Genomic DNA, 12079 nt, shown 5'->3' with positions numbered 1-12079 from the left:
TTGGTGATCCTCTCTTTGTTTTTTATCGAATGGGAGGTATTGTGAAACTTGCTTTATTACAGATGGCAATTAAGGAAGGCCAGCCTGAGCAAAATCGTCAGCGTGTGCTAGACTTATTGGATGACTCAATATTAAAAGAGGCAGATTTACTAGTGTTACCAGAATTATGGGACACAGGCTACGCTCTAGGGGATTTAGACAAATGTGCTGATAAGGATGGAAAGGATGCGCAAAACTTCTTGTCGGCTTTGGCTAGAAAATATCATATCAATATTATCGGTGGATCGATTGCGAGAGAAGAGGATGGTTGCTATTTTAATACTTCCTATACTTTTGACCGTAATGGCAAACTAGTGAATCGTTACGATAAAGCTCACTTGTTTGGTTTGATGGGAGAAGATCAGTATTTGTCAGCTGGTAATAGAGATAGTGGCTTTATCATTGATGACATTCTAACAAGTCAGGTGATTTGCTACGATATCCGTTTTCCAGAATGGTTGCGAAAACAGATGGCTCAAGGTTCAAAACTTCTGGTTGTTCCTGCAGAATGGCCAAGCGCTAGAATTACTCAATGGAAAATTTTATTGCAGGCACGAGCGATTGAGAATCAAGATTTTGTTGTAGCAGTTAATCGGAATGGGCAAGTCCTGTTAGATAAGTTCGATGGGCATTCTTTGGTTATTGATCCCTTGGGCAATATTTTACTCGAAATAGATAGCCAAGAAGGTCTTTCGATGATTAATCTTAATTTTTCAGAGATTGAAGCTGTTCGTGGTCAGATTCCTGTTTTTGCGGATCGTCGCTTGGACTTGTATAAGGAGGATTAAGATGATATTTTCACAATCACACTTATTAGATAAATTTCCAAAACAATTTTTTGCCAATTTAGTAGTTAAGGTTAATGAACAGATAGCAGCTGGACATGATGTCATTAAGCTTGGGCAGGGTAATCCTGATCATCCAACCTATGATTTTATTGTTGAAGCTATGGTAGCGGCTAGTCGAAATCCTCTAAATCATAAATATTCCAATTTTAGAGGACAGGCTTCCTTGAAAGAGGCGATTGCTACCTTTTATAAAAAACAATATGAGGTTGATTTAGACCCTGATACCGAAGTTTGTATTTTAGGGGGAGCTAAGGTCGGTTTAGTTGAATTGCCCTTAGCTCTTATGAATCCAGGAGAAAAGTTATTACTACCTGATCCTGGTTATCCAGATTACACTGTTTTAGGGCAAGTGGATTATGCTAGTTTTTCAAATTAACTATTGGATAAAGCCAAGTTTCTCTACTTAAACTATCCCAATAATCCAACAGGAGTAGTCGCAAGCTCAGCATTCTATGACCAAACGGTAGCATTTGCGAAAGAAAAAGGTATAGGTATTGTCAGTGATCTGGCCTATGGTGCTCTGGGAGCTGATGGTTATGATAATCCTAGTTTCCTGTCATTACCAGGAGCTAAAGCTGTAGGGATTGAGCTTTATACTTTTTCTAAAACATTTAATATGGCAGGTTGGCGTCTAGCCTTTGCAGTAGGTAATAAGGACATGATTTCCGCTTTAAACCTGTTACAAGACCATCTCTTCGTTTCCGTTTTTTCAGCTGTTCAGGAAGCTGGTCGTGTTGCCTTACTTGATGATAGAAGTGAGGAGGCTATTAGGCAATTAAATAAACTCTATGATCAAAGGCGTCATGTCTTTGTAGAAGCAGCTGCTAAGATTGGTTGGTATGCTTATCCATCCAAAGGCAGTTTCTATGCATGGATGCAAGTCCCTGAAGGTTATTCGTCAGAAAGCTTTGCATATTTGTTGTTAGAAGAAGTCAAGGTTGCTGTCGCTCCTGGTCTTGGTTTTGGTCATGCTGGAGATGATTATGTCCGAATTGGACTTTTAGAGACTTCCGAACGTTTGATTGAAGCAGTGGAGAGAGTCAGACAGTTGGATTTGTTTTGAAAATCATAAAATCACTTGCATTTTTACACAGATTTTATGATATAATATCTATTTGTGGGAGCTATTGGCTCCTGTTTTAGTATCAAATTCTAAGAATACTCATTGAAAATCAAAATCTGACGTTGTCAAGTTTACTTTGATGAACTTTAGTTCTATCTGCGGCGCCTTGCCTAGTCAGATTTTGATTTTCTTCGAGTATAAAAATGCAGGAGAAGTTATGAAAAAAGCATTTCATGTTTGGAAGCGTGTCAGTCTAGTTAAGCGTATTGTAATCGGTGTTATTGTTGGTGCCCTTTTAGGGCTTCTGGTCCCTAGCATGATCTTTATTGGCTTGATTGGCCAGATGTTTGTTGGTGGTTTAAAAGCCATTGCTCCTCTTTTGGTATTTGCCCTTGTTGCTAATGCCTTGTCACAGTCGCGTGATGGTCAAAAGAGTAATATGAAGCTTGTCATTTTCCTTTATATTTTGGCAACATTTTCCGCAGCCTTTGTAGCGGTTTTAAGTTCTTATGTTTTTCCAGTAACCTTGACTTTGACGGAGTCAGCTGCTGCCAATGCTGATTCACCTGAAGGGATTGCCCAAGTTTTTCAAGGACTCCTTTTAAATATTGTAGACAATCCTATTAATGCCTTAGCTCAAGCTAATTATATTGGTGTCCTATCATGGGCAGTTATCTTTGGGCTTGCCTTTCGTTCAGCTAGCCAAACAACCAAAGAACTGTTAGCTACCCTAGCAGACGTCACAGCGCAAATTGTTAAAGGGATTATCAATCTAGCTCCTTTTGGTATCATGGGCTTGGTCTTTACGACTATTGCTGAAAATGGTATTGCCGTTTTGGCAGATTATGGGATTTTGCTTTTAGCGCTTGTGGGCACCATGGTTTTTGTTGCTGTAGTTGTCAATCCAATCCTTGGTTTTGTGATGATGGGTAAAAATCCTTATCCCCTTGTTTTTCAATGTTTGAAAGAATCAGGAGTAACAGCTTTCTTTACACGTAGTTCAGCTGCCAATATTCCTGTTAATATGCGCCTTTGTGAAAAAATGGGCTTGAATCCAGATACCTATTCGGTTTCTATCCCTCTTGGCGCAACCATTAACATGTCAGGTGCAGCCATCACAATTAATGTTTTAACCCTAGCTGCTGCACGTACCTTGGGAATAGAGGTGGATTTTGCAACAGCATTTATCTTGAGTGTTGTTGCTGCCGTTTCTGCCTGTGGTGCTTCAGGTGTCGCTGGTGGTTCTCTTCTTTTGATTCCAGTGGCATGTAGCTTGTTTGGGATTCCAAATGATATCGCAATGCAAGTTGTTGGCGTAGGCTTCATTGTTGGAGTTGTCCAAGATTCTTGCGAGACAGCGTTGAACTCATCAGCAGATGTTTTCTTTACAGTAGTTGCTGAAAAATCACGTTTCAGCAATCATTAATGACTAAGTTAAAGAAGCTGTACCAAAGATTAAAAAGAAAATAGCTTAGAATGACATATCATGAAAGGTCATTCTAAGCTATTTTATATGGTATAGTAGAAAAGCTAAAATCGGAGTTTTATCTAAACTACTGTTTATTGATTTTTAAAATAGAAATGGTAGCTAGATAATCCGATAAGGTAACCTACCAGTGTAAAGATAATCCATCCCATGTTGTATTGTCCCAAAGGAACGGCAGTTGTAAAGAAATGTTTCATAGTGTCGGGTAATTGGAAGAAGCCTGTCATTGTTCCCAAGGTGGCTGCAAAATCGTAGAAACCAGCTATGAAAGTAGCGGTAATCGTTGTTTGATAGACAAATGAATGATTAGCAAAGAAGGATTTGGTAAATACCAATAAAATCAAAGCAATTGTCAAGGGATATAAGAGGTAGAGGAAGGGTGTTGACCATTTAACAATCTCGGATAGTCCACCAAAGTAAAAGAGAGTTGACATCAACATAAAAACTGTTACCCATGTCACATGTGATACTTTAGGCATGAGATGGTGAAAAAATTCAGAGCAAGCTGTGATTAATCCAGAGGAAGTTGTCAAACAAGCTAGGAAAATAACAACCGATAGGAGGGTCTGGCCCAAATTGCCTAGGTAGAAGGCGGCGGATTGGTTAAGGATATGTCCTCCATCTACTTGAATACCATAAAGCTCAAAGATCCCACGTTTTAGGGTGAATAAGCCTTGGGATGTAGCGCCGATGTGCCCAATAAAGACGTAAACTAGAGAGAGTAAGAAGCAAGCAATTAAGCCAGATTTGACAACATTTTGTCCGACTTCTTGCTTTTCGCTAATCCCATGATCTTTGATGGCATTAATAACCAGGATAGCAAAAGCTAGTGATGCCAAGGCATCCATAGTTCCATAACCTTGGATGAGACCAGCAACAAAAGGTGAGTCTTTAAAAGCATTGTTGATGGTTTCAGAAGCATTTCGTGGTTCTCCCAATCCAGCGATAGGGTTGATAAAAGAGACAACAATCAAGATACCAAGGATGGATATTAAAATAGGTGTTAGGTATTTTCCGATATACTCTGCAATTTGACTTGGTTTAACAGCTAGGAAGTAAGATAGGCCAAAGAAAACAAAAGCATAGATGATTCTTACTAAAAGACTGTTTCCGAAAATGGGTTCAATGCCGATAGAAAATGATGTTGCTCCTGTTCGTGGAATAGCAAAGAAGGGCCCAATAGATAGGTATAAGATAGCTGCAAAAAGCAAAGCATACCATTTGGAAACAGGAAGTGCAAGCTCTTGAGGGCTTTCATGGCCAGAAAAGGCTACGGCAGTAACTCCGAGCAAGGGAAGACCGATACCAGTGATACAGAATCCGATGATAGCTTGCCAGAAATGCTGCCCCGAATAAAGTCCCAAAAATGCAGGGAATGTTAGATTTCCTGCCCCAAAAAAGAGCGCAAAAAGCATAAATCCAACAATAAGTGTTGGATTTTTAAATTTTTTTAACATGTAAAGGGATACTTTCTAATAATGAGTAGTATGTTGTGAAAAAACAACGTTTATTATTTTAGAATTATTCAGACAGTTTGTCAACTTTTCTTACCAATGATGTTATAAAATGAGAATTATCAAACATTTACATAAAATGAAAAAATAAAGGGATCATACCGGTAATGAATAGAGGAAAGCAGTGTGGAGCATAAGTAACAGTTGATTGAAGTCTACCATAGTAGCGTAGCAGTTGGAAAGCAGTGGCGTTAGGAGACAAAAAGAAAGAGACTGGGAGTTCTCCCAATCTCTTATGATACTTAAAAGTTATATTAAATAACCTAAATAGTCGAATTTTTCAAAAGTGCGAGAATTGGTGACAGCACTGATTTGAATATCGCCTGGTAAAGGGTCCTGAGGGTTAAAGTCTGTTGTTAGACTTTCCATATTTCCTCTACGGATACCAACAACATTTAATTCGTATTTATTACGCACATCAAGATCAATAAGATTTTTGCCGACCCATTTTTGAGGGATTTTAAATTCGATAATAGAAATATCGTCTTCAACATGTATGATATTGGAAATGTGACGTCTTAAAATATGGGAAGCTAGTGATTTTCCTGAGGCCCTTTCGGGCATAATGACACGACTGGCTCCAATATTGTAGAGAACATCTTCAAAAATACCGCTTTTAGCTTTAGCGATAATATTTTGAACCCCCAGTTTTTTACAATGCATAACAGCGAGAACAGAGGCTTCCAAGCTATTACCTGTTGCAATGACAACGGTATCGCAATGTTCAATCCCAACACTTTCGAGAAATTCGTAGTTGGTAATGTCACCAACAGCAGCACGAGTGACGGCATTAGCAACAGCTTGAACATGGTCTTCACGATAATCAAGAGCGATGACCTCTTGGTCAAAGGTACATAGTTCTTCAGCAACTGTTTTTCCAAAAATTCCGAGCCCTAGAACACCAATGATTTTTTTAGACATAATCTTTTCCTTTCTGTCTTATCCAACGGAAATATTTGCTTTAGCGTAACGGATGGTTTTTTCTTTTTTTTGTAATAGGCTTAGAAGGACTGTGATTGGTCCGACACGTCCTATAAACATAAGGATCATAATAATAATACGTCCAGCTGATGATAAATCAGGTGTTAGATTCATGGAAACACCGACAGTTGCGATGGCTGATGACACTTCAAATAAGAGTCTAAAGGGGTTTACAGTTTTCTCAACCATTAGTAGGAGAAGAAATCCAGTTATCATCAGGCTGAAGAAAAAGATAATAATGGTCAAGGTTTGTTTGATAATCCGATTATCAATGGTGCGATGGTGGAAGGTAACCTCTGTTTGACCCGAAAGCTCTGCTTTAAATAGTAAAGCAATGATGGCAACGACTGTAATTTTGATACCCCCTGCTGTACCTCCAGGGGCACCTCCCATAATCATTTGAATCATGTAGAGGAAATTAGTAGCAGGATTAGCGCTTTCGTAGTTAATCGTTGCAAAGCCGGCTGTTCTCATTGTCACTGTCTGAAAGAATGATGTCATAAACTGCTGTGCTGGTGATAAGTTGGCAATGGTTTTAGGGTTGTTGACTTCCAGTAACCAACTTAGCACTGTTCCGATTATTAAAATAATAGCTGTTGTTTTGAGAACCAAGCGAGACTGAGTGGAGAGAGGTCGAAAGAGTGCGGAAATCCGTTTAGGACGATCAGACAAATAGTTTTTTAAACACTTAATGATGTCTTGCCAAACACCAAATCCTAGGCCACCTGCAATAATTAAGCTAATAATAGTAAAGTTGACAATGTGATTTGTGGCATAGTTTTGCAAACTAGATGAACCAAAGTTGTCAAAACCAGCATTACAGAAAGCAGAAATAGCTAGAAAGATAGCATTAAAAATGCCGTGACCTAAACCGAAACGTGGTATGAAATCAATCATTAAGATTAAGGCTGCGAGCGTCTCAACAACAAAAGTGAATCGATAAACTAGATAGAGGAACTTTTTCAAGTCTTGACCACTATCTCTACTCAAGGCAGACTGCAATAAAGATTGATCAGAAAGATTTATTTTACGATGAAGAGCATAGCTACTGATAGCGATTAGAGTAACTAGTCCCAATCCTCCAATCTGCATGAGAAGCATGACAATCACTTGCCCAATACCATTATAAACATCGCCTACAGCAAAAACAGATAAGCCAGTCACGCAAACCATAGAAACAACGTTGAAGAGGTGATCAAAATAATTGGTTTGAGGAGCATTGTTATAGTGGGTGAAGGGCTGTGACAGGATAAGACTACCGACCAAAATAACGATAATAAAGCTAAAACTAAGCCGCTGAGTCACAGACCATTTGGAGATAAAAGATGACATGAGAGTCCTTTCTGATAATCAGTCCTAAAGAGGTTTTTTGTTTGGAGTCCCAGCTTTTCGTGGATACTTTTTGGGAGTTTCTTTTTTCTTTTCGACAATGGTAATATTGCGAGGATCTCCGTTTGGTAATTCATAATCCTTGCTTTCAATGACTTGTGCAAAAAGGGTGGTTAAGGCATTCCTAGCTTGATCTAATTCTTGGTCCGCAGCGCTAGCTTTTAAGGCGATTAACCGACCGTTTAATTTTAAAAAAGGAATCGTTAATTCTGCTAAAACCTGCATTCTTGCAACAGCTCTAGCGGTTACAAGATCAAACTGTTGGCGAAAATCCTTATCCTGACCAAAATCTTCAGCACGGCCATGGAAGAAATGGACATTTGTGAGTTCTAATGCTTCGGCTAAAAGATTCAAAAACTGGATACGTTTGTTTAAGGAATCAATGATGGTAATCTCTAAATTAGGGAAAATAATTTTCATCGGAAGACTAGGGAAACCTGCTCCCGCGCCAATATCAAGAATCCGAATAGGTTTATTTGTTACTTTGCCTTGTAAAATCGGTGCAATGGAATCATAAAAATGTTTGAGATAGACCTCATTTTTTTCAGTAATAGCAGTGAGGTTAATCTTTTGATTCCATTCGACTAAAAGATCAAAATAGCGCTCAAACTGCTGTTTTTGTTGATCTGTTAGAACGATGTCATAAGCTTCTAATTGCTCATAAAAAGTCTGCGGTGTCATATAAGCTCCTTGTATCTTAAAACTTCTCTTATTTTATCACAATCACTTGTTATTTTCTTTGGAAATCATCTTAAACCTGTTATAATTAAGAGAACAGTTCTTAGAGGAAGGCTTATGATAAAACATCAGATTGCAAGTAATAAAAGAAGAACTATTTTTCTTCTTGTTTTCTTTTTTATTCTATTAGCTATCATTGGAGCTGCTATTGGTTATCTTATGCTAGATAATATGAGACTAGGTCTATCGATAGCATTAATTGTTGGGATAATCTATGCGGTTAGTATGATTTTTCAATCAACGCAAGTAGTCATGTCTATGAATGGAGCTAGGGAAATTGGGCCCGAACAAGCTCCAGAATACTATGACATTGTTGAGAAGATAGCTATGGTAGCTCAAATTCCAATGCCAAAAGTTTACATTATTGAAGATGACGCCTTGAACGCCTTTGCAACAGGTTCAAGTCCAGAAAATGCTGCTGTTGCGGCTACCAGTGGTTTATTAAAAGTGATGAATCGAACAGAACTAGAGGCTGTTATAGGGCATGAAGTTAGTCATATCAGGAATTATGATGTCCGTATCTCGACAATCGCTGTGGCTCTTGCGTCTATCATAACATTGATTTCTAGTCTAGGAGGTCGAATGATGTGGTTTGGAGGTGGACGAAGACGTAACAATCGTGAAGAAGGTTCGAATATTGTAATCGTTTTGCTATCCTTAGTCACGATTATTCTGGCGCCATTGGTCGCTAGTCTGGTTCAATTGGCTATTTCTAGACAAAGAGAATTCTTAGCAGATGCGAGTTCTGTTGATTTAACTAAGAATCCACAAGCTATGATTAATGCTTTAAAGAAGCTACAGGCTTCACAACCAATGACTCACCCTGTTGATGATGCTAGTGCCGCCTTGTATATTAGTGATCCTAGAAATAGGGCTTCTGTTAGAGCCTTATTTCAGACGCATCCGCCACTTGAAGCTCGTATCAAGAGGCTTGAAGAATTGCCAGCCAGTCACCTGTTGTAATAGTGACCACTATCATTAAGAAAAGGAAAATAGAATGAAATTAATTGATATTAGAAAAAGCCTTGATGGTTTACAGTTTGACAAAGTATTAGATGTGAAAGACCAACTGTTGGCTAGAGATGAAACGATTATTGATTTGCAAAATGTCATGGCAAAAGGATTAGTCACATTTGATGATGGTCTTTATTTGTTAAATTACCAATTATCATATGACCTCACTCTACCATCAAGCCGTTCAATGGAACCAGTAGTCTTATCTGAAAACCAGGAAGTATCAGAAATCTTCATAGCAGTCGCAGACGTACCTAGTAAGGCAGACTTGGTTGAAGAAAATCTTGTATTATTACTTGAAGAAGATTATATTGATCTTTCAGAGAGTGTTGTGGATAACATTCTATTAAACATCCCATTGAAGGTTCTTACTGATGAAGAACAAAAAGCAGAAGTGATGCCAGAAGGAAGTAATTGGACAGTTTTAACCGAAGAGCAATACCAAGCGAAGAAAGAGGAAGAAAAACAGGATAATAGTCCTTTCGCTTCTCTGTCTGGTTTGTTTGATGAGGATTGATTGAAATTGAAACCATTTTGACACATAACTTTAATTTGTAAAGTTTGCTGAAACATGCTATTATAAAATATCTGGAGATTATTGAAACGACGCTTGCTCAAAATAGCATAACTAAAAAAGAATGACGACTAAGGTAAAGCTTATGATTGGAGTTCTTTTCTTTATTTAGTTTGTTAGAGCAGGAAAACTCTCATTATATAAAAAATAATAAAAATAATATTAAAGGTGGAAAAATGACAAAACATATTCTGATCATAGAGGATGAGAAAAATCTTTCGCGCTTCGTTTCTTTAGAATTACAGCATGAAGGGTATTCGGTAACCATTGAAAGTAATGGTCGTGCTGGCTTAGAAACAGCATTAGATAAAGACTTTGATTTGATTTTGTTAGACTTGATGTTGCCAGAGATGGATGGTTTTGAAGTGACACGTCGCTTACAACAAGAAAAGTCAACTTATATCATTATGATGACTGCTAGAGACTCTGTTATGGATATTGTTTCAGGCCTAGACCGTGGTGCAGATGACTATATTATCAAACCGTTTGCGATTGAGGAGCTCTTAGCGCGTGTTCGTGCTGCTTTTCGTCGTCAAGAAATTGAAGAAAGTAAACGAAATGCTTCAGGTGGGGCTAGCTATCGTGACCTCAAATTGGATCCACAGAATCGTTCGGTTATCCGCGGGGATGAAACAGTTCCTTTAACAAAACGTGAGTTTGATTTGTTATCTGCTTTGATGTCTAACATGAACCGTGTCATGACACGTGAAGAATTATTAAATCTCGTTTGGAAGTATGATGAAGCTGTAGAAACAAATGTTGTTGATGTCTACATTCGTTATCTTCGTGGCAAAATTGATGTCTCTGGTAAAGAATCATATATCCAAACTGTTCGTGGTATGGGTTATGTCATTCGTGAAAAATAATCATGCTTTTCAAGAATTATATCGAATGTCGCTAAGAAGAAAAATGGTCCTAGTCACAATGGGGCTGTTTTTTCTCATTTTAACAACATTTACGATAATGGTTCTGTTTTTTTCTAATGACTTATTAATCAAGCAAGAAGAAAAAAACATAAGATCAACCGCCGATTTGCTTCAAAGGCATATTTCTGATATTGATAATCCTTTAACAAAAGAAAATTTAGTGGAATATCTACAGACAGCACAAACAATTGATGTGGCGAGCTCAGAAACGATATTAACTGAAGGTATGGCTATAGCTGGTAATAACTCAGTTTCTCATCTCTTATATTCTAACCAAATAGCTTATTTGTATAATGATGAGAAGGAGTTGCTTTTTACCACTGGTTTAGAGGTGGATGATATTAAGTTAGGTCCTCTTAATGTACTGCGGTCTGAAAAAATTGAAGATGATAGAGGGTTTACATTAAGTGTGCCTGTTTTTAATCAAACAGGAAAGAAAGTGATTGGATACGCTAAATTATTCCATAATTTAGAGTTTTACTATGCTTTGAAAAATCGTTTGATTATTTTGTTACTTTTCCTAGAAGTCGGCACAATTATTATTGTTTTAGTAATCATGCGATATAGTATAGAGACCTTTTTAAGACCTATTTATAGTCTTCGTAGGGTTATGCGTCGCATTGAAGCTGACCCTACTGATTTGGACGTTAGGGCGGATATTAATAGTGGCGATGAGATTGAAGAGCTTTCGCATATCTTTAATGACATGATGTCTAGGATTGCAGAACAAAATAAGTTGCAGCAACAATTTATCAGCGATGTTAGCCATGAATTGAGGACACCTGTTGCCGTTATTAAGGGGCATTTGGACATGCTTAGTCGCTGGGGGAAAAATGATCCTGACATTTTAGAGGAAAGTTTAGAGGCTAGTCGCCATGAAGCCCATCGTATGAATTTGATGATCAGTGACATGCTTGATTTGATTCGTCTTCAAGGTAATTTAACAGGTAAAAATAAAGAAGTGACCAGCTTGGAGGAACCTATGCAAGCTGCACTTTATAATTTTGAAATTTTACGACCTGATTTTCAATTTAGCTTACATATCCAATCAGCTTATATTCGCGCTAAAATTGCTAAAAATCATTTTGAACAGTTACTAACGATTTTGATTGATAATGCTATCAAGTACTCACCCAATAAGGGACAAATTGATTTGTTTTTAGACCAAGAGGAGGGTTATGCTTTAGTGACAGTTGAGGATCAAGGAGAAGGGATCGCTAAAGAAGACTTGCAAAATATTTTTGAGCGCTTCTATAGAACAGATAAGTCCCGTAACCGTGAAGGTACCAGAGCAGGATTAGGTATTGGTTTGTCTATCCTGAAGGAAATTTGTGACGCTTATGATTGCCGACTCAGTGTTGATAGTGAGGTTAATGTTGGAACGAGCTTTGTTGTGGCTATCCCCTTAGTAACTGATACCGAAACATCTTCATATGATTAGCATTTGTGTTATCAAGAGATAGGGAGCTTTCGTTTGTTGCCAATGTTCACTCTTACACCCCAATAA

Annotated in this window: 10 protein-coding genes and 1 pseudogene; 7 read left to right on the top strand and 4 right to left on the bottom strand. The window is 38.0% G+C overall.

Annotated elements, in window-relative coordinates:
• The first annotated feature begins 41 nt into the window (after positions 1–41).
• From ACMZ6U_RS06480 to sstT, 3 genes and pseudogenes are all read left to right on the top strand, one after another.
• Positions 42–827 carry a carbon-nitrogen family hydrolase gene (locus ACMZ6U_RS06480; RefSeq protein WP_416107266.1) on the top strand — a complete coding sequence of 262 codons (786 nt, stop codon included), beginning with the start codon at positions 42–44 and terminating at the stop codon, positions 825–827.
• 1 nt (position 828) lies between these two features.
• A pseudogene (locus tag ACMZ6U_RS06475) lies at positions 829–1950 on the top strand (aminotransferase class I/II-fold pyridoxal phosphate-dependent enzyme).
• Positions 1951–2167: 217 nt separating this feature from the next.
• Positions 2168–3376 carry a serine/threonine transporter SstT gene (gene sstT, locus ACMZ6U_RS06470; RefSeq protein WP_416107264.1) on the top strand — a complete coding sequence of 403 codons (1209 nt, stop codon included), beginning with the start codon at positions 2168–2170 and terminating at the stop codon, positions 3374–3376.
• A 134-nt stretch (positions 3377–3510) separates the two neighbouring features.
• Here the strand turns inward: sstT and brnQ are convergent, their stop codons facing one another.
• The 4 genes from brnQ to rsmG form a co-directional block, all read right to left on the bottom strand.
• Entirely contained in the window at positions 3511–4893 is a 1383-nt protein-coding gene (gene brnQ, locus ACMZ6U_RS06465; RefSeq protein WP_416107262.1) for a branched-chain amino acid transport system II carrier protein, read from the bottom strand.
• A gap of 306 nt (positions 4894–5199) precedes the next feature.
• Positions 5200–5871 (bottom strand): potassium channel family protein, encoded by a 672-nt coding sequence (locus ACMZ6U_RS06460; protein WP_416107260.1) that lies wholly within the window; start codon positions 5869–5871, stop codon positions 5200–5202.
• Positions 5872–5889: 18 nt separating this feature from the next.
• Positions 5890–7263, bottom strand: a complete 1374-nt coding sequence (locus ACMZ6U_RS06455; protein WP_416107258.1) for a TrkH family potassium uptake protein — start codon at positions 7261–7263, stop codon at positions 5890–5892.
• 24 nt (positions 7264–7287) lie between these two features.
• The gene (gene rsmG, locus ACMZ6U_RS06450) at positions 7288–8001 is read right to left on the bottom strand and encodes a 16S rRNA (guanine(527)-N(7))-methyltransferase RsmG (RefSeq protein WP_416107256.1); all 714 of its coding nucleotides are present in this window, start codon (positions 7999–8001) and stop codon (positions 7288–7290) included.
• 114 nt (positions 8002–8115) lie between these two features.
• On the opposite strand from rsmG, the gene htpX reads away from it, so the two are divergent.
• The 4 genes from htpX to ACMZ6U_RS06430 all read left to right on the top strand — a co-directional run bounded on the left by htpX (position 8116) and on the right by ACMZ6U_RS06430 (position 12013).
• Complete coding sequence (htpX, locus tag ACMZ6U_RS06445) at positions 8116–9021, top strand: zinc metalloprotease HtpX (protein WP_416107254.1); 906 nt, start codon at positions 8116–8118, stop codon at positions 9019–9021.
• Between the two features lie 34 nt (positions 9022–9055).
• Positions 9056–9589 (top strand): YceD family protein, encoded by a 534-nt coding sequence (locus ACMZ6U_RS06440; RefSeq protein ID WP_416107252.1) that lies wholly within the window; start codon positions 9056–9058, stop codon positions 9587–9589.
• A gap of 233 nt (positions 9590–9822) precedes the next feature.
• Complete coding sequence (locus tag ACMZ6U_RS06435) at positions 9823–10512, top strand: response regulator transcription factor (protein WP_416107250.1); 690 nt, start codon at positions 9823–9825, stop codon at positions 10510–10512.
• A 43-nt stretch (positions 10513–10555) separates the two neighbouring features.
• On the top strand, positions 10556–12013 hold the full coding sequence (locus tag ACMZ6U_RS06430) for an ATP-binding protein (RefSeq protein ID WP_416107248.1): 1458 nt from the start codon (positions 10556–10558) through the stop codon (positions 12011–12013).
• Positions 12014–12079 lie beyond the last annotated feature (66 nt).

Origin of the sequence: Streptococcus pluranimalium, assembly GCF_047785745.1 — a bacterium.
Taxonomy (GTDB): Bacteria; Bacillota; Bacilli; order Lactobacillales; family Streptococcaceae; genus Streptococcus; species Streptococcus pluranimalium_B.
The sequence above is the reverse complement of the archived record's forward strand: the minus strand, read 5'-3'. Positions and strand labels throughout refer to the sequence as shown.